General features: G+C 68.3%; 25 protein-coding genes and 1 tRNA gene. 8 read left to right on the top strand and 18 right to left on the bottom strand.

Features of this window, described 5'->3' with window-relative positions; genetic code table 11:
- Position 1: 1 nt before the first annotated feature.
- Positions 2–1,147: an efflux RND transporter periplasmic adaptor subunit gene (locus R2601_RS13295; RefSeq protein WP_083793932.1), complete on the bottom strand. Its 1,146-nt coding sequence runs from the start codon at positions 1,145–1,147 to the stop codon at positions 2–4.
- Positions 1,148–1,441: 294 nt separating this feature from the next.
- Here R2601_RS13295 and R2601_RS13290 point away from each other — a divergent pair, with 294 nt between their 5' ends.
- Positions 1,442–1,771, top strand: coding sequence for a hypothetical protein (locus R2601_RS13290; protein ID WP_007799195.1), 330 nt, complete (start codon positions 1,442–1,444; stop codon positions 1,769–1,771).
- Positions 1,772–2,001: 230 nt separating this feature from the next.
- Entirely contained in the window at positions 2,002–2,256 is a 255-nt protein-coding gene (locus tag R2601_RS13285) for a hypothetical protein (RefSeq protein WP_007799193.1), read from the top strand.
- Positions 2,257–2,641: 385 nt separating this feature from the next.
- Here R2601_RS13285 and R2601_RS13280 read toward each other — a convergent pair whose 3' ends face one another.
- Both R2601_RS13280 and R2601_RS13275 read right to left on the bottom strand, forming a co-directional pair.
- Entirely contained in the window at positions 2,642–3,391 is a 750-nt protein-coding gene (locus R2601_RS13280; protein ID WP_007799188.1) for a COG3904 family protein, read from the bottom strand.
- Positions 3,391–4,776 carry a hypothetical protein gene (locus R2601_RS13275; protein WP_040544704.1) on the bottom strand — a complete coding sequence of 462 codons (1,386 nt, stop codon included), beginning with the start codon at positions 4,774–4,776 and terminating at the stop codon, positions 3,391–3,393. The genes R2601_RS13280 and R2601_RS13275 overlap by 1 nt, the downstream gene beginning before the upstream one ends.
- A gap of 125 nt (positions 4,777–4,901) precedes the next feature.
- Here R2601_RS13275 and R2601_RS13270 point away from each other — a divergent pair, with 125 nt between their 5' ends.
- Complete coding sequence (locus tag R2601_RS13270) at positions 4,902–5,369, top strand: MmcB family DNA repair protein (RefSeq protein WP_007799186.1); 468 nt, start codon at positions 4,902–4,904, stop codon at positions 5,367–5,369.
- A 20-nt stretch (positions 5,370–5,389) separates the two neighbouring features.
- Here R2601_RS13270 and R2601_RS13265 read toward each other — a convergent pair whose 3' ends face one another.
- Positions 5,390–5,584, bottom strand: a complete 195-nt coding sequence (locus R2601_RS13265) for a DUF6324 family protein (RefSeq protein WP_007799185.1) — start codon at positions 5,582–5,584, stop codon at positions 5,390–5,392.
- A 98-nt stretch (positions 5,585–5,682) separates the two neighbouring features.
- Between R2601_RS13265 and R2601_RS13260 the strand changes: the two genes are divergently transcribed.
- Both R2601_RS13260 and R2601_RS13255 read left to right on the top strand, forming a co-directional pair.
- On the top strand, positions 5,683–6,174 hold the full coding sequence (locus tag R2601_RS13260) for a GNAT family N-acetyltransferase (protein WP_007799184.1): 492 nt from the start codon (positions 5,683–5,685) through the stop codon (positions 6,172–6,174).
- Between the two features lie 66 nt (positions 6,175–6,240).
- Positions 6,241–6,317, top strand: a tRNA-His gene (locus R2601_RS13255).
- A 114-nt stretch (positions 6,318–6,431) separates the two neighbouring features.
- Here R2601_RS13255 and R2601_RS13250 read toward each other — a convergent pair.
- Genes R2601_RS13250 through R2601_RS13240 form a run of 3 tightly spaced genes read right to left on the bottom strand, consistent with a single transcriptional unit; the run spans position 6,432 to position 8,476 of the window.
- On the bottom strand, positions 6,432–7,220 hold the full coding sequence (locus tag R2601_RS13250; protein ID WP_007799183.1) for a metal ABC transporter permease: 789 nt from the start codon (positions 7,218–7,220) through the stop codon (positions 6,432–6,434).
- Positions 7,221–8,000, bottom strand: coding sequence for an ATP-binding cassette domain-containing protein (locus R2601_RS13245; protein ID WP_007799182.1), 780 nt, complete (start codon positions 7,998–8,000; stop codon positions 7,221–7,223).
- Entirely contained in the window at positions 7,997–8,476 is a 480-nt protein-coding gene (locus R2601_RS13240) for a Fur family transcriptional regulator (protein WP_040545363.1), read from the bottom strand. The genes R2601_RS13245 and R2601_RS13240 overlap by 4 nt, the downstream gene beginning before the upstream one ends.
- An 86-nt stretch (positions 8,477–8,562) precedes the next feature.
- Between R2601_RS13240 and R2601_RS13235 the strand changes: the two genes are divergently transcribed.
- Positions 8,563–9,642 carry a zinc ABC transporter substrate-binding protein gene (locus R2601_RS13235; protein ID WP_007799180.1) on the top strand — a complete coding sequence of 360 codons (1,080 nt, stop codon included), beginning with the start codon at positions 8,563–8,565 and terminating at the stop codon, positions 9,640–9,642.
- A 50-nt stretch (positions 9,643–9,692) separates the two neighbouring features.
- On the opposite strand, the gene R2601_RS13230 is transcribed toward R2601_RS13235, so the two are convergent.
- From R2601_RS13230 to R2601_RS13215, 4 genes are all read right to left on the bottom strand, one after another.
- On the bottom strand, positions 9,693–9,947 hold the full coding sequence (locus tag R2601_RS13230) for a DUF2484 family protein (RefSeq protein ID WP_007799178.1): 255 nt from the start codon (positions 9,945–9,947) through the stop codon (positions 9,693–9,695).
- 145 nt (positions 9,948–10,092) lie between these two features.
- The gene (murC, locus tag R2601_RS13225; RefSeq protein ID WP_040545362.1) at positions 10,093–11,496 is read right to left on the bottom strand and encodes a UDP-N-acetylmuramate--L-alanine ligase; all 1,404 of its coding nucleotides are present in this window, start codon (positions 11,494–11,496) and stop codon (positions 10,093–10,095) included.
- A 29-nt stretch (positions 11,497–11,525) separates the two neighbouring features.
- Positions 11,526–12,659, bottom strand: a complete 1,134-nt coding sequence (locus R2601_RS13220; RefSeq protein WP_007799174.1) for a UDP-N-acetylglucosamine--N-acetylmuramyl-(pentapeptide) pyrophosphoryl-undecaprenol N-acetylglucosamine transferase — start codon at positions 12,657–12,659, stop codon at positions 11,526–11,528.
- Between the two features lie 129 nt (positions 12,660–12,788).
- Complete coding sequence (locus tag R2601_RS13215) at positions 12,789–13,958, bottom strand: peptidoglycan glycosyltransferase FtsW (protein ID WP_040544702.1); 1,170 nt, start codon at positions 13,956–13,958, stop codon at positions 12,789–12,791.
- Positions 13,959–14,170: 212 nt separating this feature from the next.
- Here R2601_RS13215 and R2601_RS13210 point away from each other — a divergent pair, with 212 nt between their 5' ends.
- Complete coding sequence (locus R2601_RS13210; RefSeq protein WP_040544700.1) at positions 14,171–15,361, top strand: BaiN/RdsA family NAD(P)/FAD-dependent oxidoreductase; 1,191 nt, start codon at positions 14,171–14,173, stop codon at positions 15,359–15,361.
- Positions 15,362–15,415: 54 nt separating this feature from the next.
- Positions 15,416–16,114, top strand: coding sequence for a hypothetical protein (locus tag R2601_RS13205; RefSeq protein WP_007799168.1), 699 nt, complete (start codon positions 15,416–15,418; stop codon positions 16,112–16,114).
- A 3-nt stretch (positions 16,115–16,117) separates the two neighbouring features.
- Here the strand turns inward: R2601_RS13205 and murD are convergent, their stop codons facing one another.
- The 7 genes from murD to rsmH all read right to left on the bottom strand — a co-directional run bounded on the left by murD (position 16,118) and on the right by rsmH (position 25,055).
- Positions 16,118–17,521: a UDP-N-acetylmuramoyl-L-alanine--D-glutamate ligase gene (gene murD, locus R2601_RS13200; RefSeq protein ID WP_007799166.1), complete on the bottom strand. Its 1,404-nt coding sequence runs from the start codon at positions 17,519–17,521 to the stop codon at positions 16,118–16,120.
- Between the two features lie 336 nt (positions 17,522–17,857).
- A complete protein-coding gene (gene mraY / locus R2601_RS13195) occupies positions 17,858–18,940 on the bottom strand; it encodes a phospho-N-acetylmuramoyl-pentapeptide-transferase (RefSeq protein ID WP_007799165.1) in 1,083 nt (360 codons plus the stop codon).
- Between the two features lie 13 nt (positions 18,941–18,953).
- Complete coding sequence (locus R2601_RS13190; protein WP_007799163.1) at positions 18,954–20,387, bottom strand: UDP-N-acetylmuramoyl-tripeptide--D-alanyl-D-alanine ligase; 1,434 nt, start codon at positions 20,385–20,387, stop codon at positions 18,954–18,956.
- A complete protein-coding gene (locus R2601_RS13185) occupies positions 20,384–21,868 on the bottom strand; it encodes a UDP-N-acetylmuramoyl-L-alanyl-D-glutamate--2,6-diaminopimelate ligase (protein ID WP_007799161.1) in 1,485 nt (494 codons plus the stop codon). The genes R2601_RS13190 and R2601_RS13185 overlap by 4 nt, the downstream gene beginning before the upstream one ends.
- Before the next feature lie 63 nt (positions 21,869–21,931).
- Positions 21,932–23,722: a peptidoglycan D,D-transpeptidase FtsI family protein gene (locus R2601_RS13180; protein WP_007799159.1), complete on the bottom strand. Its 1,791-nt coding sequence runs from the start codon at positions 23,720–23,722 to the stop codon at positions 21,932–21,934.
- Positions 23,719–24,063 (bottom strand): cell division protein FtsL, encoded by a 345-nt coding sequence (gene ftsL, locus R2601_RS13175; protein WP_007799157.1) that lies wholly within the window; start codon positions 24,061–24,063, stop codon positions 23,719–23,721. Before ftsL ends, R2601_RS13180 begins: the two co-directional genes overlap by 4 nt.
- Positions 24,063–25,055 (bottom strand): 16S rRNA (cytosine(1402)-N(4))-methyltransferase RsmH, encoded by a 993-nt coding sequence (gene rsmH, locus R2601_RS13170; RefSeq protein ID WP_007799155.1) that lies wholly within the window; start codon positions 25,053–25,055, stop codon positions 24,063–24,065. The genes ftsL and rsmH overlap by 1 nt, the downstream gene beginning before the upstream one ends.
- Between the last annotated feature and the right edge of the window lies 1 nt (position 25,056).

The raw sequence follows: 25,056 nt of genomic DNA, 5'->3' as shown, positions 1-25,056 counted from the left end.
CTCAGCCCTCGTCCGCGCTGTCCTGGACCTCGGTCACGACCCCGTCCTCCGAGATCGTCACCGGCAGCGTGCTCACCGCCGCGCCGTCCTGCAGGTTGCTGAGCCCGTCGACGATCAGGCTCTCGCCGGCCTCGACACCCTCGGTCACCACCCAGGCATTGCGGTAGCTGCCCTGATCCTCGAGCACACGCTCCTCCGCAAGGCCGTCCACGGCCACGAAGGCGGTCAACTCGCCGTTCGAGGCGCGCGAGGTGGCGCCCTGCGGCACCAGCACCGCCTGAATCGTGCCGATCGTGATGTCGACCCGCAGGTACTGGCCCGGCATGATGCGGCGCTCGGCATTCTCGAAGCGCAGGCGCATCTCGGTGGTGCCGGTGGTGGTCGAGACGGTGGTGCCGGGCGACACCATTTCGCCCTCACCGGAATAGGTGTCGCCGGTCTCGAGCTCGAGATTGATCTCGAGCCGGTCGCCGCGCTGCAACGAGCCGGTGTCGAAACGGTTGCGGATCTCTCCGACGCGGCGGCTCGATTCGGCCACGTCGACATAGATCGGATCGAGCCGCGTGACCGTGGTAAGCGCATCGGTCTGGTTCTCGGTCACCAGCGCCCCCACCGAGACGGTCGGCACCGTGGCATAGCCCGAGATCGGCGAGGTGATCTCGGTGCGTTCGAGATCGAGCCGCGCCACCTCGAGAGCCGCCTGCGCCGAGCTGCGATCGGCCTCGGCCTGCTTGAGCGAGACGCGCGCGGTGGCCATATCTTCGGCGGTGACGCCGGTACCGAGCAGGTTCTCGTAGCGGGTCACCGTCTCCTGCGCCGCATCGACCGAGGCCTGCGCCAGATCGACGGCGGCCTGCGCCGAGGCGACATCGGCGCGGTAGGTGTCGTCCTCGATGCGAAAGAGCACGTCGCCCGCCGCGACAGGGCGACCCGACTCGTAGACGATCTCCGAGATCATCCCCCCGACCCGCGGCCGGATATCCACCTGCTGGTAGGCCACGGCGCGGCCCGGCACGGTGGTGGTGAAGGGCACCGGCTCGCGCTCCAACGTGATGACCCCGACCTCGGTCGCCCCTCCCCCCTGGGCGCCTCCGGCCTGTTGTGCGCTGCTGTCTCCTCCCCAAGACGACAAGATGACTGTCGCCATGGAAAATCCTGCAAGCCATGACGGGCGATAGACGCAAGCTCGGTGCATGAAACCTCTCGTTCGATTGTCTCGAGTTCTGCTCAACTGGTCTAACACGATGCAAAGGCCAGTTTCCGTCGCATGTTTCGAAAAGAATCCCGACACCGCAGCGCAAGCCTGCCCTCCGGTGGCGCACTGCTTGCAAAACCGGCCAATGCATTCCACATTAGAGATATAACGGTCTCGAGAGGCGCTTTGCGCTTGCCATCGGACCGATGTGAGATACCTTGCCTTCAAGAGGAAGGAGACTTCGCAATGCCCCGTTTGATCCGTCTGTACATCCTTCAGATCCTTGCCGGCTTCGGCCTGTCGACCGTATTCGTCGGCATCCTTCTCTGGCAGAACGTCGCGAATCTCTACCATCTCGTCACCCATACCGAGGCCGGCCTGCTGGCCGTCTTCCTGCTCTGGCTGTTCAACGGGCTGGTCTTTGCCGGTGTCCAGTTCGCCATCTCGGTGATGCGCATGCAGGACAACGGCACGCCCCCGTCCGGTGGCAAGCGCGACATGGTGCTCGACTACCAGCCGGTACGCGTGCCGGTGGATCAGGCGCCCCGCAACCAGCTGACGCGTCGCCGTCACTGAGCCTAAACGTCACGGTCCCGTTATCCGGAGACGGAAAAAGCGCCCCATGGGGCGCTTTTGTCTGTTCTGGCCATATGGCCTTGGGCTTAGACAGGAACAATGACAGTTTGGTAACGTTGTTTCATCCTACGGTGCCGGTGCGCGCGTCCTCGGATGCCGCCGGCCGCGGCCCGCACGGTGCGGCGACCGCAGCCGACAATCGACCGATCACAACGAAGAGGACCTCCTCCTTGCAAGCTCAGACGATTGCCTTCCTGATCATCGTGCCCTTCGCACTGGCCTTCCTCTACGCATGCATCCACGAATATCTGAGATACCGCACCGAGGGCCGCGCCAGCTACGGGCTGGTCTACAACGAAGAAACCGGCACCACGCATGTCACCGGGATCCCCGAGCACGAAGAAGCCTACGATCCCGTGGATTACGATCCCAACGACTACAATGACCCCGAGATCAACCGGTCGTCGGACGACGAAAAGACCTGAGATCGCCCCGCCGAACAGCATGAGGATCGCGCCGCAACGCTTTGAGGGAAAAGCCCTTCAGGCCTTGTGGGCGACACGCGCCCAACCGAACTTGGCACAGGCCGGTTTCCCTTCCGCCGATAGCGGACTCGCAGGCACATCGCGCCTGTCGATCAAGTGAGTGCTGTGGGATAGCGGCGGGAACCACACCAACCGTGGGGTTATCTCATTCCCGAGGACCTGTATATACAGGTGGGCGTCAGATAACCGGACCAGGGCCCGGACAGAGCCAACTCCCTCGGAATTGCTTAAGGCCACCGGAATGCAACCATGAACGAGAAGGGCAGAACCCGCCTGAGCGCGAGATAGTCGCGACCAGCCGGTTCGGCAAGGGCTTGCTGCGAATTCAGCCTTCTTCGACCGTCACGAAATTGTAACGCTCCAGCTCTTCCGGCAGCAGCAGGTAGATCTCGTCCGAGGGCGTGGTCAGAGCGTGGCTCATCACCAGCGGGTCGATGCCCATCTCCTCGAGATAGATCATCACTTCGCCCTGCCCGCGCTGGATGTCCTCGACCGCCACGAAGGCCGGGAGAATGGTGCTCTTGCCGAAGTAGTGCTGGTGCACGCCCACCGAGGCGCCCTCCTCGATGTCGCGGCGCGCACCGCCCGCAAGAAGATAGGGGCAGGCCGAATAGCAGATTTCGCCCCGCAACATCCGCGTCCCGATACCGGCCTCGCGCAGGTGCCGGCCAAGCTCGAGCGCATCGCCCACCGAGCCGCCGGGGCTTTGCAGAACCAGCGTCTCGACCGCCGGATCGGCCGCCTCGATCAGCCCGATCACGCGCGCGCCATCGCCCGGCGCGATGGCCCCCTCGAGCCGCCATTCCCCGCCGGTGCCGGTCTCCGTCAGCGTGAGCCGCTCGGGCAACTCACCGGCATCGCGCGCCGGGTCGAGCGGTGGACGCTGACGCGACGGATCGAAGACCCGGCGCTGATCGCCCGGGCGCACCGGCTCGGACAAGCGCGGCGCCGCGGGGGTCATGCTGGGCAGGCGAAAGCCGTTGGCGCGCATGTCGCCCAGAACGAGGAAGGCGCCGATGGTGATCTGGAAGGCGAGGATGCCGGTCAGCACCCGCCCGACCGTCAGCCCGCGCATCAGCTGCCCGCGCCCTTGAGCCGCGCCACATCCGCTTCGCGACGAGTGGGCGATGGGTCTGGCGACTCAGCCTCCTCCACCGCGGGCGAGATCGGCCGTGCGGTGCTCTCGGGCAGATCGCCGGGCGGATCCCCTGCCCGGTCGCGCACCTCAGGCATCCGCGACATGTCGGTTTCCACGTCGCGCAGCGCCGAGAGCGCCGAGCGCAGCTCGCTGAGCGTCATGGTGTCCTCGATGGCGGCATCCTCGCGGTTCTCGCGGATCGCCGCCTGCGTCACGGCGAGGATCAGCACCAGCACCGCCGGCAACAGGTCGATGGCGATGGCCCCGGCCCAGGAGGGCACGAAGTTGCGGGCGTAGAGGATCACCGCATCCGCCGCCGAGACCGGCGTGTAGGTCACCTCCGCCGCGGGCGTCATCGCCATGACCTCGCGCGCCGCCTGTTCCAGCGTCGCCGCCCGGCTGGCCAGCGCCTCGAGCACCGAGTCGATGGTGGCGGTCTGGTTGCCGCGGATTTCCTCGGTGCTGCCGTCGAGCTCTGGCAGCACCACGGACGCCGAGAGATCCTGCGCCGCGCGCTCCACCAGCGGTGCCACCGAGAGCTGCCGCAGCTGCGCGATCAGCCCCTGCAGCTGCACCGCCGCCTCGGAGAATTCGACCGAGCGCGCCTCGACCGGGCCGGGTTCGACCGTCAGCGCCCGCATCTGCGACAGGATGGTGTTGCCTTCGGTAAAGGCGGATTGCACCAGCGGCGTCTGACCCGCGATCTGGGTTTCGAGCGCCGAGAGCTCCGCCGCCTTCTGCCGCAGCACCCGGAACACCGCACCGCGCCCGGCAAGCCCCGAAAGCGTGCCCTGCGCCTCCTGCTCGGAGAGGTCCTCGAAGCTCTGGCGCACCCGCGACACGTCACGCTCCAGCGCCTGCGCCGAAAGCGCGATCTCATGGGTGCGCTCGAGCGAGGACTGGTAATCCTGCACGGTCTTGGCGAGATGCTGCTCGATGGCTGCCGAGCCCGCCAGCGCCGCGGCATTGAGCCACGAGGACATGGCCACGATGGCGAGGCTGCCGAGCCCCATCGCGCCCAGCAGGCCGATCCGCGCCCGCGCCGTGCGCACCGCCGGGAACAGTCGCATCAGGTAGGACCAGAACACGAAGATCCCGACCGAGACGGCGACGGAGTAAGCGATGGCGGCAAACACCGTCATCGCGCCGTTGTCGTCGAGCAGCGAGGACACGCCGAGATAGGTGTAGATCCCGGACGCCACCGCCAGCACGCCGAGCGCGGTGCCCGAAAACGTGTCGAGCCAGTTCAGGTGGTCCTGCAATTCGCGGGCATGGCGCACGCGCCGCGCCTGATGGCGGGGCATCCCCGTCTCGTCGCTCATCCTCTCGTCACTCATACGCGGGTCTCCCGTAAGCACATTTGTAAGAAGTTAGGGGCTTCCAGCGCTCAAGGAAGAGTGACGGGGCAGATGCTTGCGTTTGTTCACGGATTGTTCATACTTGCGCCATGACCCTTCAGTCCGATCCCGTCCTGATGCCCGGCCAGCTTCTGGCGCGCGGCGTGTGCCGTCACCTCTCGGGGGCGCATAACTTCGCCGTGGTCGAAGAGTTCGTGCCCGAGCGCGGCAAGCGCGTCGACGTGATGGCGCTGGGACCGAAGGGCGAGATCTGGGTGATCGAGTGCAAGAGCAGCCGCGCCGATTTCATGTCGGACGGCAAGTGGCAGGGCTATCTCGACTGGTGCGACCGCTATTTCTGGGCGGTGGACGAGGCGTTTCCGACCGATCTGCTGCCCGAGGGCACCGGGCTGATCATCGCCGATGCCTACGACGCGGAAATCCTGCGCATGGGCCCCGAGAGCAAGCTCGCGGGCGCCCGACGCAACGCGCTCACCCGGCGTTTCGCGATCCACGCGGCACGCCGGCTGCAGGCGTTGCGCGATCCCGGCGCGATGCTGGATGGCCGGATCGGCTAGGCCGGCTGCATTTCAAGGCCTTAGCGGCGGCCCTTCATCTTGCGCGCGGCGGCGGCGGCGGCGCGGATCTCTTCTGCGATTTCCTCGGCCTCTTCGGGTTCGAAATCCATCGGGATCTCGGCGTCTCCCGCGGCCACGAAGATCCGGACCATGGCCTGATCCGTCGGACCGATCTGCAGGTTGGCTTCGATGTCGCGTTCGGTGTTGATACCCATGGCCTCGTCCTCGTCTGGCCGCGCAACCCCGCGCGGCATCCCTGCGAGGTAGCCCCGGCGGGCTTGATTTGCAAGCCGCGCGGTGGAACCGTGGCGCCATGACTGCCATGACCCTGCCCGAGATCACCCCCTATACCAGCGCCGATCATGACTGGCTGGTCGAGGCCCATGGCCGCCTCTACGCCGCCGAGAACGGCTTCGATGCCAGCTTCCCGGTCGTGGTCGATGCGGTTCTGCGGGATTTCGAGACGGCTCACGACCCCACGTGCGAGCGCGGCTGGATCCTGCGCGACGGGGCGCGTCGGCTCGGCAGCATCTTCTGCGTTCGCGAGGACGACCGCACCGCGCGGCTGCGCCTGTTTCTGCTGGAACCGGAGGCGCGCGGCACTGGCCAAGGCCGACGCCTGCTCGAGACCTGCATGGGCTTCGCACGCGGGCATGGCTATCGCCAGATTGTTCTCGGCACCCATGAAAGCCACCGCGCGGCCTGTGCGCTCTATGCCCGGAACGGCTTTGCCTGCACGCGTTCGACACCGATCCGGAACTACGGCCAGGCCTTGGTCGAGCAGGTCTGGGAGCGCCCACTCTGATCGCCGGAACAAGGTCCGGATTTTGACTTGCAATCCTCCGGAGCCGACGGTATTTCCCCCCAACGTGCCGCCTTAGCTCAGTAGGTTAGAGCGCTTGATTGTGGATCAAGAGGTCTCCCGTTCGAACCGGGAAGGCGGTACCACCCTCCCCCTCCAAGATTTTGGTGCCTGATCGCGGGTTGCCGCGTCCCTGATCGACGGGCTCTGTCGCGCGCGGTGTGCCGCGAATCGTTGCGACGCCCCGGAGGGCGCCGGGCTTATTTCTTCAGAAGACGCACCGCGCTGGTGGCGGCAAAAAGCAGGGCCGCGGCGCTGATCATCGACGGGCCCGCCGGCGTGTCGAGCAGGAATGCCCCCCACAGCCCGGACAGCGCCGCCATTGCGCCGATGCCGGCGGCGATCAGCGCCATGCCCTCCGGGCTGCGCGCCAGCGGCCGGGCGGCGGCGGCGGGAATCAGCAGCATGGCGCTGACCAGCAGCGCCCCCACCACCTTGATCGCGACCGCCACGGTGAGCGCCAGCGCCAGCGTCAGGATGCGCTGCTCGCGCCGCGGGTCGAGCCCGCTGGCATAGGCCAGATCCGGCGAGACCGTGGCCGTCAGCAGCGCCTGCCAGCGCCACGCGATCAGCGCGATCACCGCGCCCGCCCCGGCCCAGATCACCGCGAGGTCGACCTTGGTCACCGCGAGGATGTCGCCGAAAAGATAGGCCGAGAGATCGAGTCGCACCCCGGGCACGAAGGTCACCGCCACGAGACCCAGGGCCAGCGCGCTATGGGCCAGCACCCCCAGCACCGTGTCCATCGCCAGCCCCCGGTCGGTGAGCGAGCCCACCAGAAAGGCCATCAGCAGCGCCACGACCATCGTGCCGATGACCACCGGCAGCGACAGGGCAAGCGACAGCGCCACGCCGAGGATGGCCGCATGGGCGGTGGCATCGCCGAAATAGGCCATGCGCCGCCACGCCACGAAACAGCCCAGCGGCGCCGCCGCGAGGGCAAGGCCCAGCCCCGCCAGCGCGGCACGCACGAGGAAATCGTCGAGCATTCAGCTTGCCTCCGAACGGGTATGCGCGTGGCCGTGATCGTGCGCGTGACCATGATCGTGATCGCAGGCCGCATCATGGCGATGGCTGTGCTCATGCCGATAGAGCGCCAGCGCGCCGGCGGTGCCGGTGCCGAAAAGCGCCCGGTACTCCGCCGCCTGCGCCACCACCTCCGGGTGGCCCTGACAGCAGACATGGCCATTCAGGCACACCACCCGGTCCGAGGCGCTCATCACCACGTGCAACTCGTGGCTGACCATCACCACGGCACAGCCCAGATGCTCGCGGATATGTTCGACCTGCCTATAGAACGCCGCCGAGCCGGGCTGGTCGAGCCCCTGCGTCGGCTCGTCGAGCAGCAACAGGTCGGGCTTTTCGAGCAGCGCGCGCGCCAGCAACACGCGCTGGAACTGCCCGCCCGAGAGCCCGGACATCGGCCGCTCGCCGAGCGTGCCCGCCCCAGCCTCGTCGAGCGCCGCCTGCCGCTCGGCCGCCGGTACGCGCTTCGGCAACGACAGGAAGCGCATCACGTTCATCGGCAGGGTCGGATCCATCATCAGCTTCTGCGGCACGTAGCCCAGCCGCAGGCCGGGCTTGCGGGTCACCTTGCCTGCATCCGGGCGCAGCGCGCCCAACAGCGTCCGCAAGAGGGTCGACTTGCCCGACCCGTTCGGGCCCACGATGGTGACGATCTCGCCCGGCGCGACGTGAAAGTCGACATGGCTCAGCACCTTGTGGCTGCCGAGCGTCACCTCGAGACGCTGCGCCTCGATCAGGTTCATGCCGCGGCCGTCCGGCAGTCTGGGCAGCGTCCCTCGGCCTCGATCACCATGCGCGCCACCTCGAAATCGAGCGTGCCGGCAGCCTTGCGCACCGCCTGCGCGATCTCGCGCGAAGGCATCTCGGCCACCGCGCCACAGTCCGAGCAGATCAGGAAGGCGGGGGCGTGGCGCTCGCCGGGATGGGCGCAGGCGACAAAGGCGTTCAGCCGCTCGATCTTGTGTGCAAAGCCGTTGCCCACGAGGAAATCCAGCGCCCGGTAGACCGTCGGCGGCTGCGCGCCGATCCCCTCGGCACGCAGCACGTCGAGCAGCTCGTAGGCGCCCATGGCGCGATGCTTCTCGAGCAGGATCTCGAGCACCCGGCGGCGCTGCGGGGTGAGCTGGAGCCCCTGCTCGGCGCAGGTTTCCTCGGCGGCGCTCATCGCCTGCGAGATGCAATGCTGGTGATCGTGGTGGGTGAACCCGAGCGCGTCCATGGCGGCCTCCATCAATTATGGGCTTGATATGTTATAGCGTGGCCAGTATCAAGCCCGCGATGTTATACTATAACGAGATGAAGACGATGCTGAAACCGCTCCTCCCCGCGCTCTTCCTGGCCAGCCCGCTTTGCGCCGAGGTGCCCAAGGTGGTCACCGACATCGCCCCCGTGCAGGGACTGGTGGCTTCGGTGATGGGCGATCTGGGGACGCCCGAACTGCTGGTGCCGCAAGGGGCCTCGCCGCATGATCACGCGCTGAGCCCGTCCGAGGCCCGCAACCTTCAGGATGCGGATCTGGTGGTCTGGATCGGCGCCGAACTGTCGCCGGGCATCGGCCGCAAGATCGACGCCATCGCCGGCAGCGCTGCCGAGCTGGCGCTGTTCGACGCCGAGGTCACCGCGCATCTCGCCACCCGCGACGGGGCATTATTCGAGCACGATCATGACCATGGGGACGACGGGCACGCGCATGGAGAGCATGCGCACGAAGACCACGACCACGACCACGACCACGACCACGACCACGACCACGACCACGACCACGACCACGACGATGATGACCATGATGATCACGATCATGAAGGCCATTCTGACGCGCATCACGACGACGACGATCACGCCGCGGACGCCCATGGCCACGATCACGGCCCGGAAGATCCGCATGTCTGGCTCTCGCCCGCCAATGCCCGCGCTTGGCTCGGCGTGATCGCCGACGCACTGGCCGAGGCCGACCGTGAGAATGCCGGCGCCTACCGTGCCAATGCCGAGGCGGCGCAAGCGGAGATCGATGCCGCCGTCACCACGGCGCGCGCGCAGCTGGACGCCGCTCGGGACAGCCGGTTCGTGGTGTTCCACGACGCCTACCAGTATTTCGAGGACACTTTCGGCCTCAACGTGCTCGGCGCCATCCAGCTCTCGGACGCCACCGCGCCGAGCCCTGCGCGCCTCTCGGAACTGCGCGATGCCATTGCCGAAACCGGTGCCACCTGTGTCTTTGCCGAGCCGCAGTTCGATTCGCGGCTGATCGATGCGGTCACCGAGGGCACGGAGGTAAAAGTCGCCGAGCTCGACCCGCTCGGCATGGCGCTCGAGCCCGGTGCGGGATTCTACCCTGCTCTGATCGGGGATCTGGCGACCCGCATCTCGGATTGCGCCGCCGACTGAGCGACGCTCGCAGAACCAAGATCACCAGAGGGGGCCGTGTGCCCCCTTTGTCATGCGCCGGGACGAGACCGCCGGCGCAGCCATCGCCAGAGGTAGAGCACCGGCCAGCGCAACACGCTCATCATCGCGAGCAAGACAACCAGCCCGATCCACGGGCCGCTCTCCCAGACCACGTAGCCGAGGATCGGCAGGCCGCTGGCGATCAGCAGATAGGCGCGGGTCCAGTGGTTGTCGCGCGAGGGCAGCATGGCGGCGAGATTGGCCACGATGCCCCAGGCGCAGGCCAGCAACAGCGAGACGGGCATGGGGCGGTCCTTTCGCGGTGACGACGTGGTTAGCCTGCCCCGCCGGCCTCCCCCCCGCAAGCGGAAGAAACAGGAATTTTCGTACGAAAATTCCTGTCAGGCGCAGGGTCGGACAAGATTTTTCGGACGAAAAATCTTCGCCGGCTCAGGCCTCGCGGCTCAGACGATCCGGCAGGTTGTTGGCCCAGCTCGAGATCGTGCCGGCGCCGAGGCAGACCACCATGTCGCCCGGGCGCGCCTGCTCGCGCACCAGCCGCTCGAGATCGTCCTCGTCGTGGATGGCGCGGGCATGGCGATGGCCGTGGCGGATCAGCCCGGCGACGAGATCGTCGCGGCTGGCGCCCTCGATCGGGTCCTCGCCAGCGCCGTAGACATCGCCGATTGCGACCACGTCTGCCTCGTTGAAGCAGGCGCAGAAATCGTCGAACAGCGTGTGCAGGCGCGAATAGCGGTGCGGCTGGTGCACCGCGATGACCCGGCCCTCGCTGGCCTGGCGCGCAGCCTTGAGCACCGCGGCGATCTCAACCGGGTGGTGGCCGTAATCGTCGATCACCGTCACCCCGTTGACCTCTCCCACGCGGGTGAAGCGGCGGTTGACGCCACCGAAGGCCGCGAGCGCCGCGCGGATCTCTTCGCGCGTCATGCCGAGATGGCGCGCCACCGCCACGGCGGCCAGCGCGTTCGACACGTTGTGATCGCCGGGCATCGGCAGGGTGCACTCCTCGATCTTGCTGTCCTCGCCCTGCAGCAGGATGTCGAAATGGGCGATGCCCTTCTCGTAGCGCAGGTTGACCGCGCGCACGTCGGCCTGGGCGTTGAAACCGTAGGTGGTCACCCGACGATCGCTGACCCGACCCACCAGCGCCTGCACCTCGGCATGGTCGGTGCAGCACACCGCCAGACCGTAGAACGGGATGTTCGAGACGAACTGGTAGAAGCCGTCGCGCAGGTTCTCGATCGAGCCCCAGTGCTCCATGTGCTCGGGGTCGATATTGGTGACGATGGCGATGGTCGCCGGCAGGCGGTTGAAAGTGCCGTCGCTCTCGTCGGCCTCGACCACCATCCACTCCCCAAGTCCGACGCGGGCGTTGGAGCCGTAGGCGTGGATAATGCCACCGTTGATCACAGTGGGGTCGAGCTGGCCCGCATCGAGCAGCGTCGCCACCATCGTCGTGGTGGTCGTCTTGCCATGCGTGCCGGCCACCGCGACGTTCGATTTCAGCCGCATGAGCTCGGCCAGCATCTCGGCCCGGCGCACCACCGGCAGGCCACGCCGCCGCGCCTCGTCGAGCTCGGGGTTGCCGGGCTTGATCGCCGAGGAGATCACCACCACCTCGGCGGCCTCGAGATTCTCGGCCCGCTGGCCCTCGAACACATGCGCGCCGAGGCTCTCCAGCCGTTCGGTGATCTTCGAGGCCTTCAGGTCCGAGCCCTGCACGGTGTAGCCATGGTTGAGCAGCACCTCCGCGATGCCCGACATGCCGATGCCGCCGATGCCGACGAAATGGATCGCCCCGACATCGCCGGGAAGTTTGGTTGCGGCGTTCATCATGCCCCCTGCGTCTGCGCGTTCGTGTTTCATGCCTGCCCGTCCTCTGCTGCCTGTTCCTGTCCCAATCCCGCGAGATGCTCCACCAGAACCGCGAGATGCTCTGCTGCGTTCGGTTTCGCCACCGACAGCGCCGCGCGCGACATCTGCAGCGCGCCCTCGGGATTGCCGAGCACGGCGGCGATGGCCTCGGCCATGCTGTCGACACTGAGCTTGCTCTCGGGCATGCGGATCGCGGCGCCCGCATCCACGAGCCCCTGCGCGTTCACCGTCTGGTGGTCGCCCGCCGCGACCGCGTACGGCACGAGGATCGAGGGCCGCCCGATCACCGAGATATCCGCCACCGACGAGGCGCCCGAGCGCGAGATCACCAGCTGCGCTTCGGACATGCGGGCGGGAATGTCGGTGAAGAACGGCTGCACGTCGGCGTCGATGCCGTGCTGGTGGTAGAACTCCGCGACCCGCTCGCCATCCTCGTCGCGCGCCTGATGACTGACACGGAGGTGGCGCAGGATCTCCATAGGCAGGCGCTCGATGGCGGGCGGCACGATGTCCGACAGGATGCGCGCGCCCTGGCTGCCGCCGATCACCAACAGCGACATGGGGTAGTCACCGGGCACGATGTAGCCCGCGCCGCCGCGCTCCTGCACCGCCATGCGGACCGGGTTGCCGGTGTGCACGCCCTCGATGCCTTCGGGCAGCTTGGTGGGCCAGGTGCCGCAGCAGACGCAGTCGACCTTCTTGGCAAAGATCTCGTTGACGCGGCCCAGCACGCCGTTCTGCTCGTGGATCATCCGCGGCAGCTTCATCAGGTGCGCCGCCCCCAGCGCCGGGATCGAGGGGTAGCCTCCGAACCCCACCACCACGTCGGGCCGGTCGCGACGGAAGCGCCGCATCATCGACAGCACGCCGCCGGCGATGCGGAACGGTACGCCGAGCTTGGACAGCGCCCCGCCCCGGGCGAAGGTGGCCGAGCTCACCTGCTCGATCTCGGTGGAATGGGGGAAGCCGCCGGTGTAGCGCGCGCCGCGCGCGTCGGTCGAGAGCTTCACCCGCCAGCCGCGCCGCAGCATGATCTCCGCCAGCGCCTGCGCCGGAAACATGTGCCCGCCGGTGCCGCCCGCCGCGATGACCAGTAGAGGGCGCCGGAACTGCTCTGCCATGATCCCGTGATCTCCCGTTCTTGTCCGCCGAAGCGCGGCTGAGCGCCGCGCCGGCTGTTGTTCATTGCCTGCAGGCCGCCCCTGCGGCCCGACGCCGCCTCAGAGCACAGGCGGCGGGGAAAACCCAGCCTAGCGGGCGCGCCCGCGCAGGATTTCGCCGATCTCGCCTTGCGGGCGGGTCCGGGTGAAGGCCAGCAGCATGCCAAGCGCAATGCCCCCGGCGATCAGCGACGAGCCGCCATAGCTCACGAAGGGCAGCGTCATGCCCTTGGCGGGCAGCAGCCGCACCGCCACGCCCATGTTGATCATCGCCTGCACGCCGAACATCGCGGCAAGGCCGGTCCCAGCGAGGCGGATGAACGGATCACGCTCGCGGATCAGGCGCATCATGGAGCGCACCACCACGGTGGTGTAGAGCGCGATGATCGCCAGCACGAGGATCAGGCCGTATTCCTCCGCCGCCACGGCGATGATGAAATCGGTATGGGCATCGGGCAGCGACCATTTCACCGTGCCCTCGCCCACGCCCACGCCGAAGAAGCCGCCTTCCTGGATGGCATTGGTGGCGTAGCCGAGCTGGGTGGTGGGATCGACCTCGGGGGTGAGGAAGCCGTCGATGCGGCGGGCAAAGTGCTCGGAGTTGTTATAGGCGACCATGCCGCCCAGCACCACGAGCGCGGCAAGCCCCACCAGCAGCAGCATCGGCGCCCCTGCCACGAACCACATCACGCCCCAGCCGAAGAGCACCAGGCAGGCCTGCCCGAAATCCGGCTGCAGCGCCAGCGTCAGCACGATGGTCACCGTGAGCCCGAAAGACCAGAGCTTGCCCGGCGGGCCGCCGATCTCCTGGCTGGCGGCCATCAGCCAGGCCACGACGATGACGAAGAGCGGCTTGAGGAACTCCGAGGGTTGCACGCTGGCAAAGCCCAGCGAGTACCAGCGCACCGCGCCCTTGCCGAAATCGGTGCCGAGGAAGGGCAGCCCCAGCAGCGCGATGAAGGCGCCGAGGAAGCCGATCACCGCGATCCGGCGCACCTGCACCGGCGTCATCATCGAGGTCAGAAGCATTGCGGTCAGCGCCAGCCCGCCAAAGAAGGCCTGCCGCTGCACGTAATGGAAATGGCCAAAGCCGTTGCGTTCGGCCAGCGGCGGAGACGCGGCCAGCCCCAGCAGGATGCCGACGCCGAAGAGCATGAGAATGCAGGACAATGCCCAGCGATCCACCGTCCGCCACCATTTGGGCAGAACGGGTTCGCCCTCGCGCACGGAGGACACCGTGCCGTAAACCATTTCCGTCATGGGATCACCGCTCGTGATGGCCGGCGCAGAGCCGGCAAACTGCCTGTATCGTCCGGGTTGTCCCGGATCTTGTGGAAAAAGCTTAGCAAAGCCCGGCCCGGTTGGGAAGCGCTGGTTGCGGCGCGTGTCGGCAGCCGGCAAAGCCCGCCCGCGCAGCCGGGGACAGCCCCAAGCCCTTGCGCGGCGCGGCGATCCGTGTTCCTGAGCGCCTCATGCAGATCGAAACGCTCATCCTCGGCGCCGGTGCCGCCGGCATGATGTGTGCCGCCCATGCCGGGCCCGGCACGCTGGTCATCGACCACGCCCGCGCCCCGGGCGAAAAGATCCGCATTTCCGGCGGTGGGCGCTGCAACTTCACCAATCTCGAGGTCGAACCGGCGCGCTTCCTCTCCGGGAACCCGCATTTCTGCAAATCCGCGCTGGCGCGCTACACACAGTGGGATTTCATCGAGCTGGTCAGCCGTCACGGCATCGCGTGGCACGAAAAGACCCTCGGCCAACTGTTCTGCGATGACAAGGCGACCCAGATCGTCGCCATGCTGCGCGCCGAGATGGAGACCGCGGGCGCCGAGCTCTGGCTCTCCACCGAGCTGGCCGAGCTCAGCCACGATGGCAGCTGCTTCATCGCGCGACTGACCCGCGAGGGCCGCTCGGAGACAGTGAAAGCGCACAACCTCGTGCTCGCCACCGGCGGCAAGTCGATCCCGAAGATGGGCGCCACCGGGCTGGCCTACGACATTGCCGCGCAGTTCGGTCTGCCGCTGGTGCCGACCCGCGCCGGGCTGGTGCCCTTCACCTTCCCCGACGGACGCTTCTCGACGCTCTCGGGCCTGTCGCTGCCGGTGCGGGCACGCGCCGGACAGGCGGCGTTCGACGAGGCGATGCTGTTCACCCATCGCGGGCTCTCCGGCCCGGCGATGCTGCAGGTCTCGAGCTACTGGCACGAGGGCGAGGACATCGCTGTCGACCTGCTGCCGGGACAGGATCTGGCGGCAGCGCTGAAAACCGCCCGCAGCGAGAACGGTCGCCGCGCCGTCACCACCGCGCTGGGGCACCTGCTGCCGCCGAAGCTGGTGGCGCATCTCTCCGAGAGCCTGCCGCTCGCGGGCAATCTCGCCGACCTGTCGGACCGCCGCATCGCCGAACTGGCCGAGGCGCTTCAGGGCTGGCACCTGCGCCCGCAGGGCACCGAGGGCTGGCGCACCGCCGAGGTCACGCTCGGCGGCATCTCGACCGCGGCGCTGTCGTCGAAGACCATGGAGGCCAAGTCCGTCCCCGGCCTCTTCGCCATCGGCGAGGCGGTCGACGTGACCGGCTGGCTTGGCGGCTACAATTTCCAGTGGGCGTGGTCTTCCGGCACCGCCTGCGGTCGCGAGATCGCCTCCCGCCGCGCCGCCTCTTGAAAACGAGATCGAAACGTTACATTTTCGTCGTCTGTTTGTTACGGAGACGAGCCGATGGCGTTCGCCGATCATCCCACGCTGCACCCGACGAACTGGATTCGCGACCTCAAGGCACAGGTGCCGCGCAAGCTCGTCCGCGATGCGTGGAACAAGGCACTTTACGGCGCTGAGGCGCCGCTGTCGGACGAGGCGATCTACATCGATCCGCTGGCGGTGCGGGAAACCTGCCGGACAATGCCGGGCGGCCCCCGCCTGCGCCGGCGCCAGAGCGGCATGGTCGTCGCAGGCGACTGGGACCTGTCGCGCACGACCTTCGGCGGCAACGTCAAGGTGGTGAGTTGCCGTATGCGCTATCTCGATGGCGTCGACTGGGAGCAGACCCCGCTCTTCGACAGCCTGATGGGCAAGATCGCCGCCGGCGAGCGACCCGACGAATGCGCCAGCCGCGACGACATCCTCAACCGCTACGAGTCGCTGGATCGGGTCTTCGAAGAGACCCGTCGCCGCGGGCGCCTCCTGAGCAAGGCCGAGCTGCCCGATTTCTTCCGCCGCGAGCATGGCGGCATCCTGATCCATATCGACCGCAACGGCGCTCCGCTGCGCGCGGCAAGCGGCGGCATCCACCGCCTCGCGATCGCGCAGATCCTCGAGCTCCCCGAAATCCCGGTTCAGATCGGCGCCGTGCACCGGGATGCCGTCAAAAAGGGGCTCTACGCGCCGCTGCGCCGGTCCCGGATCGGCACCGGCGCCTGAGCCTCAGCCCGCCAGCCGCGCCTTGACGCGGGCGGCGAAGTCGTCGCCGCGCTGCTCGAAATTGTCGTACTGGTCGAAGCTCGCCGCCGCCGGCGCCAGAAGCACCGTCTCCCCCGGCTCGGCATCGGCCATGGCACGCGCCACGGCGGTGTCCATGTCGGTGCAGACCTCGGCCTCGACCCCGGCAAGCCCGAGCGCAAAGCCCGCTGCCTCACGGCCGATGACATAGGCCTTGGCGACATGGTCGAAACCCGGCGCAAGCGCCTCGAGCCCGCCCTCTTTCATCAGCCCGCCGCAGATCCAGCGAATCCGAGGGAAGGCCTGCAGAGCCTTCAGCGCCGCGTCCACGTTGGTCGCCTTGCTGTCGTTGACATAGACCACGCCGCCGGCGTCGGCGACGATCTGGGACCGGTGAGGCAGCCCCTCGAAGGAGTGGAACGCCGCCTCGATCACCCGCGGCGCCACCCCCAGCGCGCGCGCCGCCGCGTAGGCCGCGCAGGCATTCTGGTGGTTGTGTGCGCCGGGAAGCCCACGCACCTGCCGCAGGTCGATCGAAGCCACCTGCCGCCCCTTGCGCCACTCGGTGAGGAAGCCCTTGCGGGCAAAGACATCCCAGCCGGGTCCGCTCAGCTTGCGCGCCGCCGAGACCCGGATGAGCCGGTCATCCACCGCCCCCTCGGCAAGCTGGTTCGCCAGGTACCGGCCTTCGGCCTCGTCGACGCCGATGACGCAGCGGTCCGGGCCGCCCTCGGCAAAGAGCCGGCGCTTGGCGGCGAAGTAGCCCCCGAGGCCGCCATGCCGGTCGAGATGATCCGGCGAGAGATTGGTGAACACCGCCACGTCCGGGGTCAGCGCGCGGGCGAGATCGGTCTGGTAGCTCGACAGCTCGAGCACGACCACGCCCCCCTCCTCCGGCGGCTCGATGTCAAGCACGCCGCGGCCGATATTGCCGGCAAGCTGGCTGCCGCGCCCGGCGCTCTGCAGGATGTGATGGATCAGCGCCGAGGTGGTCGACTTGCCATTGGACCCGGTGACCGCAACCACCTTGGGAGGTTGGTCGAACATCTCCCACGCGCCGCTGCCGAAGGAGCGGAAGAACAGGCCGATGTCATTGTCGACCGGCACGCCTGCCTCCCACGCCGCAGCGATGACCGGGTTCGGAGCAGGATAAAGATGCGGGATGCCGGGCGACACCACCAGCCGGGCGACGCCGTCAAAACCGCCCTGCGCGGAAAGATCGCGGGTCTCGAAACCCTCGGCCTCCGCCGCGGCTCGTGCCGCGGGGTTGTCGTCCCAGCACAGCGCCTGCGCCCCGCCCTCGCGCAGCGCCCGCGCCGCCGAGAGGCCGGAGCGCCCGAGCCCCAGCACCGCCACCGTCTGACCATTGAACCCGGTTACCGGAATCATTCGCCCTGCCCTCGCTCTCTCACATTCGCCCCAGCGCTACCGCAAGCGCCGCACCATGACCAGAGCAGCGAACGGCTCGAGCGCGGCGCGTGAGGGGGCCAGCCCCCTCTTGGCGCTGTGCGCCAATTCACCCCCGACGTATTTTTGAACCAAAGAAGCCAGGAGCGCCGCGCCCCTGGCTTCTCTTCGTCGAAAATACTCCCGCCGGAGGCAGGCCGTCCGGCGCAATCGGAACCGCTCGCGGCAAAGGCGTCACGCCCGCCAGAGCCGTGGAGACCGGGGCCACGCCCCCGGTCGACGTGACCTGTGCGCGGCCCGCGGACGCGCGCCGCCAAATCAGCGCAGCTTGAGCGTGGCGAGCCCGATCAGCGCGAGGATCAGCGAAATGATCCAGAACCGGATCACGATCTGCGGCTCGGCCCACCCCTTCTTCTCGTAATGGTGGTGGATCGGCGCCATCAGGAACACCCGCTTTCCCGTGCGCTTGAAGTAGAACACCTGAATGATGACCGAGAGCGCCTCGACCACGAAGAGCCCGCCGACGATGGCCAGCACGATCTCGTGCTTGGTGGCCACGGCGATCGCCCCCAGCGCGCCGCCGAGCGCCAGAGAGCCGGTATCGCCCATGAACACCGCTGCGGGCGGCGCGTTGTACCACAGGAACCCGAGCCCGCCTCCGATCAGGCCGGCGCAGAAGATCAGGATTTCGCCGGTGCCGGGCACGTAGTGCACGTCGAGATACTCGGTGAAGTCGGTGCGGCCCACCGCGTAGGCGATGATGCCCAGCGTGCCCGCGGCGATCATCACCGGCATGATGGCGAGCCCGTCGAGCCCGTCGGTGAGGTTCACCGCGTTTGCCGCCCCCACGATGACGATCATCGCGAAGGGCACGAAGAAAATCCCCAGATCCAGCAGCGCGTTCTTGAACACCGGGAAGGCCAACTCGCCGGTCAACTCGGCCGGGTGGTGCCATGCGGCCCATCCCGCGGCCAGACCGGCGATCAGAAAGCCCAGCAAAAGCCGGATCTTGCCGGAAACGCCTGCGGTGTTCTGCTTGGCCACCTTGGCGTAATCGTCGGCAAAGCCGATGGCGGCGTAGCCCATGGTCACGAAGAGCACCATCCACACGAAGGGATTGTCCAGCCGCGCCCAGAGCAGCGTCGAGGTCAGCAGCGCGCCCACGATCAGCAGCCCGCCCATGGTGGGCGTGCCGGCCTTGACGAAATGCCCCTCGGGGCCGTCGTTGCGGATCGGCTGGCCCTTGCCCTGCCGCTTGCGCAGCACGTCGATCAGCGGGCGTCCGAAGATGAAGCCGAAGATCAGAGCGGTCAGGAAGGCGCCGCCGGCGCGGAAGGTGATATAGCGGAACAGGTTGAACAGGTCGCCGCCGTCGCTCAGTTCGGTGAGCCAGTAAAGCATGCTGTGGTCCTCGTTACCCGTTGCCGCCCGCGGGGGATACGCCCATGCGCCGGATCGCGTCAACCACGCGCCCGAGCCCGGTGGAGAGCGAGCCCTTCACCAGCACGACATCGCCCGCATCCATATCATGCCGCACCCGCGCCGCCATGCCATCGGCGGTCTCGGTCCAGTGGCCGCGCTTGTGCTGCGGCAGCGCCTGCCACAGGGTGCGCATCAGCGGACCAACGCAATGCACGAGATCGATCCGTTCCATGGCCGGCAGATCTGCCACCGCGCGGTGCAATGCCGCCTCGGTGGCGCCGAGCTCTTTCATGTCCCCGAGATAGGCGATGCGCCGCCCATGCGAGACGCGCCCCACCCCGTCTCGGGTCTTTGCGCCCGCCAGCACCTCGAGCGAGGCGGCGAGCGAGGCCGGGTTGGCGTTGTAGGCGTCGTCGATCAGCTCGAGAGAGAGATGGGTCTCCACCGGGTCGAGCAGGATGGTCTCGCGCTGGCCGCGCCCGGCGCCAGCGGTCCACTGCCCCAGCGCGGTGACCGCCAGAGCCCGGTCTAGCCCTAGCGCATGCGCCACAGCCAGCACGCCCATGCCGTTGACCGCGAAATGCCGCCCCGGCACGGAGACCTTGAACAGCACTGGCGAGCGCCAGGCCCGGCCCTGCACCACCGTGGTGCTGTCGCCGATATCGACATGGGTGACACGGTGATGGTTGCCCTCGGCCTCGCCGAAGGTGATCACATGCGCGGCCCTCGCCTCCCCGGCCGCCACCAGCAGCGGCGAGACTGGCAGATCGCCGTTCACCACCGCCGTGCCGCCGGGCTCCAGCCCCTCGAAGATTGCCGCCTTCTCGCGCGCGATGCCCTCGAGGCTCTCGAACGCGGCAAGGTGCGCCGGCGCCACGATGGTGATCATCGCCACATCAGGGCGCGCCATGTCCGACAGAGGGGCGATTTCGCCGGGGTGATTCATGCCGATCTCGATGACTGCGAAATCCACATCCTCGGGCATCCGCGCCAGTGTCAGCGGCACGCCCCAGTGGTTGTTGTAGCTCTTCTCGGCGGCGTGCACGCGGCTCTGCGCGCCGAGCACCACGCGCAGCATATCCTTGGTCGAGGTCTTGCCGACCGAGCCGGTGACCGCCACGACCCTGGCCCGCGTGCGCGCCCGCGCGGCGCGGCCCAGCGCCTCGAGCCCGGCCTGCACGTCATCCACGATCAGCAGATTCGCCGGGTCCACGCCCTCCGGGATGCGGCTGACCAGCGCCGCGCTCGCACCGTTCTCCAGCGCCTGCGCCACGAAATCATGCCCGTCCCGCGCCGCCTTCAGCGCCACGAAGAGATCGCCCTTGGCGATCGTGCGGGTGTCGATGGAGACGCCGTTGGCCTCCCAGTCGCCCGCGACCTGCCCGCCGGTGGCGGCAGCCGCGTCCTTGGCCGTCCAGAGTGTCACAGGCCCCTCCCGTCCAGCGCCGCCACGGCCACGCTGGCCTGTTCGACATCGTCGAACGGATAGACCGTGTCGCCGACGATCTGCCCGGTCTCGTGGCCCTTGCCGCAGACCAGCAGCGCGTCGCCCGGCTGCAACAGATCGACACCGCGCAGGATCGCCTCGGCGCGGTCGCCCACCTCGGTGGCCTCGGGCGCCCCCTCGAGCACCTGCGCGCGGATCGCCGCCGGATCCTCGGAGCGCGGGTTGTCGTCGGTGACGATGACGAGATCAGCGTTCTCGGCGGCGGCGCGGCCCATCAGCGGGCGCTTGCCGGCGTCACGGTCGCCGCCGGCGCCGACGATGGCGATCAGCCGGCCCATGACATGCGGGCGCAGCGCCTTGATGGCGGTGGCCACCGCGTCGGGCGTGTGGGCGTAATCGACATAGACCGCCGCGCCGCTGTCGCGGGTCGCGGCGAGCTGCATCCGGCCATGCACCGTCTCGAGCCGGGGCAGCGCGCGGAACACGTCCTCGGCCTCGGCGCCGCAGGCGATCACGAGGCCCGCCGCGACCAGCGCGTTCTGCCCCTGGAAGCCGCCGATGAGGTTGAGGCGGAGCTGCTCGACCACGCCATGCCAGCTCAGGCGCAGCTCCTGCCCGGTGGCATCGAAGCGCTGGCCCAGCAGGCGCAGGTCGGCGCCTTCGCTCTCGCCCACGGTCAGCACCTCCTGCCCGCGGGCGCGTGCGATGGCGAGCATGTCGATGCCGCGGGCATCGTCGATATTGACCACCGCGGTGCCCTCTTCGGGCAACACGCGGGCGAAGAGACCGGCCTTGGCGGCAAAGTACTCTTCGAAGTCCGCGTGATAGTCGAGGTGGTCCTGGGTGAAGTTGGTAAAGCCCGCCGCAACCAGCTGCACGCCGTCGAGCCGGCGCTGGTCGAGCCCGTGCGAAGAGGCCTCCATCGCGGCGTGCTCGACGCCGGCGCTCGCGGCCTCGGCCAGTGCCTTGTGCAGGGTGATCGGCTCGGGCGTGGTGTGTCGCAGTGGCGCCTGCCAGTCGCCCTCGACCCCGGTGGTGCCGAGATTGACCGCGCGGTAGCCCAGCTCCTGCCAGAGCCGGCGCACGAAGCTCGCCACGCTGGTCTTGCCGTTGGTGCCCGTCACCGCGACCATCGTCGCCGGCTGCGCGCCGAAGAACAGCGCGCAGGCATAGGCCAGCGCCGCGCGCGGCTCGGCGGCGATCACCAGCGCCACGTCGCTCTCGGCCAGTGCCGCCTCGGCGAGGCGCGCCCCCTCGGCATCGGTCAGCACCGCCACGGCGCCCTGCGCCAGCGCAGTGTCGATGAAGGTTGCGCCGTGCACCTTGGTGCCCGGCATCGCCGCAAAGAGATGGCCCGGCATCACCGCGCGGCTGTCGACCGAAATGCCCGTGACCCGGGCGTCGCGGCCGCCGCGGGCCGTCAGGCCGAGATCCGACAGGCTCTTTTCCTCACCGCTCATATCTGCCCCCGAAGCGTTTGGTGGTTTAGGGAGGTCCGGATCCGGCGGGAGCCCGTGGCGGCGTCACTGCCGGACCAGCGTGACCTCTGCCACTTCTCCCATATCGTAATCCGGACGCAAGCCCAGAAGCGGCGCGATCCTGCCGATCATCTCGGCGGCCACCGGAACGGCGGTCCAGCCGGCGGTGCGGCGCGGCTTCGAGCCCGAGGTTTCGACCGGCTCGTCCAGCGTCACGATGAGCACGTATTTCGGATCATGCGCCGGGAACATCGCGGCGAAGGTGGCGATGACCTTGTCCTTGTAATAGCCACCGCCCTGCTCGCGCGGCTTGTCGGCGGTGCCGGTCTTGCCGCCCACGTGATAGCCCGGCACCTCGCCGAAGCTTGCCGTGCCGGTGCTCACCACCTTGCGCAGCATGTCGCGCGAGGCCGCCGCCACCTGCGGCGACATCACCCGGTCGCCGAACTGTGCGCCCTGCTGCTTGAGCAGCGTGGGCTTCACCAGCGTGCCGCCATTGGCGATGGCCGAATAGGCCGCCGCGAGGTGCAGCGGCGAGGACGACAGGCCGTGGCCATAGGAGATCGTCACCGAGGACAGATCGGTCCAGCGCGCCGGCAGCAGCGGCTTGCCGCCCGCCGCCTCGACGATCTCGAGCGGTGTCGGCTCGAAGAAGCCCAGCTTCTTGAGGAAGTCCTGCTGGCGGTCGATGCCGATGGCCAGCGCCATCTTGCCGGTGCCGCGGTTCGAGGACTTGATGATGATCTCCTCGACCGGGATCTCGCCGTAGTTGTGGCCCTCGAACTCGCCGATGCGGTGGCCGCCGACCTTGAACGGCGGGCGGGTGTCGATGATGGTGTCGGGCCGCACGAGGCCCAGGTCCATCGCCTGCGCCGCCGCGAAGATCTTGAAGGTCGACCCCAGCTCGTAGACCCCCTGCACAGCACGGTTGAACAGCGGGCTGTCCGAAGGGCTGCCCGAGGTCGGCGGGCGCGGGCGGTCGTTGGGGTCGAAATCCGGCAGCGACGCGATCGAGATCACCTCTCCGGTATGGACGTCCATCAGCACCGAAGCGGCGCCCTTGGCGTTGAGCAGTCGCATCCCGGCGTCGAGCACGCGCTCGCTCGCGGCCTGCACGGATAGGTCGATGGACAGCTCCAGCGGTGCCCCGCCACGAGCCGGGTCGCGCAGTTCGGCGTCGAAGAACTTCTCGATGCCGGCGGTGCCGATCACCTCTGCCGAGGCCACACCCTCGCGCCCGAAGCTGGCGCCGCCCATGACGTGCGAGGCCAGCGCGCCGTTGGGGTAGAGACGCATCTCGCGCGGGCCGAACAGCAGGCCCGGCTCGCCGATATCGTGCACCGCCTGCATCTGCTCGGGGCTGATTTTCTTCTTCACCCAAAGGAACTTGCGCTTGGGGTCGGTGAAATCCTTCACCAGGCGTTCTTCTTCGAGATCCGGGAAGATCGCCTTCAGCTCCTTGGCGGCGCGCAGCGGTTCGATCATCTGCTGCGGGTGGGCGTAGAGCGAGTGGGTCTCCATGTTGGTCGCGAGGATGCGGCCGTGCCGGTCGGTGATGTCGGCGCGGCTGGCGATGATCGAGGCGCCGCTGGCATGGGCGCGCGGCTCGGCCGGCTCGGAGGCGGCAAGCATGCCCATGCGGGCGCCGACCACGGCAAAGGCCACGAGGAACATCACGCTCATCACCAGCAGGCGGCCCTCGGCCCGGACCCGCGCCTTGTCGCGCATCTGCTCGTGGCGGATTCGCAGGTTCTCGCGTTCGATGGCGTCGGGGTTCTCGCCCTTCTGGCGAGCCTCGAGAATGCGGGCGAGCGGGCGGAGCGGCGTGCGGGTCATTGCGTTGCCCCCGCGCTCGAGACGTCGATCGGCTCCATCACCACCAGCGGCTGGGTCACCGGGTAGGAGACCTGATCGACGCGACCGAACTGGTCGGGCCGCATCGGCAGCAACTCGAGCCGGGGGAAGTTGATCTCGGCCAGATCCCGCAGCCGGTCGGGGCGGTTGAGATAGGCCCATTCCGCCTTGAGGATCGCCAGCCTCGCGCGCGCGTCGGCAATGTCACGGTGCAGGCGCTCGACATTGTCGAGCGCCGCCTTGGTCTCGTAATTCTCGCGATAGGCCCAGAAGGCGAGGCCGATCAGGCCGAGGAACGTGGTCACGTAGAGCAGCGTCCGCATCAGCGTTTCCCCTTGAGCTGAGGCATGTTGAGCTTGTCCGCGCCGATCTCGCCGGGCGCGGCGTCGGTGCGTTTTCCGATCCGCAGCCGGGCCGAGCGGGCGCGCGGATTGGCGGCGAGTTCCTCGTCATCAGGGCCGACGGCCTTGCGGGTGAGGAGCTCGAAGCGCGGCGCCTCGGTCTCGGTGACCGGGGCGTGGCGGCTGACGGTGTCGAGGCGGCCGGTGCGCGCCTGGAAGAAGCGCTTGACCATGCGGTCCTCGACGGAATGGAAGGTGACGACGCAGAGCCAGCCGCCGGGCTTCAGCGCCCGCTCGGCCGCCATCAGCCCGCGCCAGAGCGCGCCATACTCGTCGTTCACCGCGATGCGCAGCGCCTGGAAACTGCGGGTGGCCGGATGCGACTGGCCGGGCTTCGGACGCGGCAGGCAGGCCTCGACGATCGAAGACAGCCGCGCCGTGGTCTCGATCGGCTCCTGGTCGCGGGCCTTCACGATGGCCCGCGCGATGCGGCGCGAGGCGCGCTCTTCGCCATAGGTATAGAGAACGTCGGCCAGCGCCGTCTCGTCGAGCCGCTTGACCAGATCGGCGGCGCTCTCGCCCGACTGCTCCATGCGCATGTCGAGCGGACCGTCCTTCATGAACGAGAACCCGCGTTCGGCGATATCGAGCTGCATCGACGACACACCAAGGTCCAGCACCACCCCGTCGGCGCCGCTGATAACCTTGTCCATGTCGGCGAAATTGCCCTCGACCAGCTCGAGCCGGTCGCCATAGTCGCCGATCCAGGCCTGCGCCATCTGGTGTGCCAGCGGATCGCGGTCGATGCCGATCACCTTGTCGGCCCCGGCCTCGAGCAGACCGCGGGCGTAGCCCCCTGCCCCGAAGGTGCCGTCGACCCAGGTGCCGCTGACCGGCGCCACGGCCTTCAGAAGCGGCCGCAGGAGAACCGGGACATGCGGCGCGCCGTTATCTTGATCCGCCGCAGGTGCCATC

Source organism: Salipiger bermudensis HTCC2601, from assembly GCF_000153725.1.
Classification (GTDB): domain Bacteria; phylum Pseudomonadota; class Alphaproteobacteria; order Rhodobacterales; family Rhodobacteraceae; genus Salipiger; species Salipiger bermudensis.
This window is presented reverse-complemented; position numbering and strand designations above follow the sequence as displayed.

Coding starts and splice junctions, on each gene's coding strand:
- R2601_RS13295 (WP_083793932.1), bottom strand. CDS start 1,147: ATGGCGACAGTCATCTTGTCGTCTTGGGGAGGAGACAGCAGCGCACAA.
- R2601_RS13290 (WP_007799195.1), top strand. CDS start 1,442: ATGCCCCGTTTGATCCGTCTGTACATCCTTCAGATCCTTGCCGGCTTC.
- R2601_RS13280 (WP_007799188.1), bottom strand. CDS start 3,391: ATGCGCGGGCTGACGGTCGGGCGGGTGCTGACCGGCATCCTCGCCTTC.
- R2601_RS13275 (WP_040544704.1), bottom strand. CDS start 4,776: ATGAGCGACGAGACGGGGATGCCCCGCCATCAGGCGCGGCGCGTGCGC.
- R2601_RS13270 (WP_007799186.1), top strand. CDS start 4,902: ATGACCCTTCAGTCCGATCCCGTCCTGATGCCCGGCCAGCTTCTGGCG.
- R2601_RS13265 (WP_007799185.1), bottom strand. CDS start 5,584: ATGGGTATCAACACCGAACGCGACATCGAAGCCAACCTGCAGATCGGT.
- R2601_RS13260 (WP_007799184.1), top strand. CDS start 5,683: ATGACTGCCATGACCCTGCCCGAGATCACCCCCTATACCAGCGCCGAT.
- R2601_RS13250 (WP_007799183.1), bottom strand. CDS start 7,220: ATGCTCGACGATTTCCTCGTGCGTGCCGCGCTGGCGGGGCTGGGCCTT.
- R2601_RS13245 (WP_007799182.1), bottom strand. CDS start 8,000: ATGAACCTGATCGAGGCGCAGCGTCTCGAGGTGACGCTCGGCAGCCAC.
- R2601_RS13240 (WP_040545363.1), bottom strand. CDS start 8,476: ATGGACGCGCTCGGGTTCACCCACCACGATCACCAGCATTGCATCTCG.
- R2601_RS13235 (WP_007799180.1), top strand. CDS start 8,563: ATGCTGAAACCGCTCCTCCCCGCGCTCTTCCTGGCCAGCCCGCTTTGC.
- R2601_RS13230 (WP_007799178.1), bottom strand. CDS start 9,947: ATGCCCGTCTCGCTGTTGCTGGCCTGCGCCTGGGGCATCGTGGCCAAT.
- murC (WP_040545362.1), bottom strand. CDS start 11,496: ATGAACGCCGCAACCAAACTTCCCGGCGATGTCGGGGCGATCCATTTC.
- R2601_RS13220 (WP_007799174.1), bottom strand. CDS start 12,659: ATGGCAGAGCAGTTCCGGCGCCCTCTACTGGTCATCGCGGCGGGCGGC.
- R2601_RS13215 (WP_040544702.1), bottom strand. CDS start 13,958: ATGACGGAAATGGTTTACGGCACGGTGTCCTCCGTGCGCGAGGGCGAA.
- R2601_RS13210 (WP_040544700.1), top strand. CDS start 14,171: ATGCAGATCGAAACGCTCATCCTCGGCGCCGGTGCCGCCGGCATGATG.
- R2601_RS13205 (WP_007799168.1), top strand. CDS start 15,416: ATGGCGTTCGCCGATCATCCCACGCTGCACCCGACGAACTGGATTCGC.
- murD (WP_007799166.1), bottom strand. CDS start 17,521: ATGATTCCGGTAACCGGGTTCAATGGTCAGACGGTGGCGGTGCTGGGG.
- mraY (WP_007799165.1), bottom strand. CDS start 18,940: ATGCTTTACTGGCTCACCGAACTGAGCGACGGCGGCGACCTGTTCAAC.
- R2601_RS13185 (WP_007799161.1), bottom strand. CDS start 21,868: ATGAGCGGTGAGGAAAAGAGCCTGTCGGATCTCGGCCTGACGGCCCGC.
- R2601_RS13180 (WP_007799159.1), bottom strand. CDS start 23,722: ATGACCCGCACGCCGCTCCGCCCGCTCGCCCGCATTCTCGAGGCTCGC.
- ftsL (WP_007799157.1), bottom strand. CDS start 24,063: ATGCGGACGCTGCTCTACGTGACCACGTTCCTCGGCCTGATCGGCCTC.
- rsmH (WP_007799155.1), bottom strand. CDS start 25,055: ATGGCACCTGCGGCGGATCAAGATAACGGCGCGCCGCATGTCCCGGTT.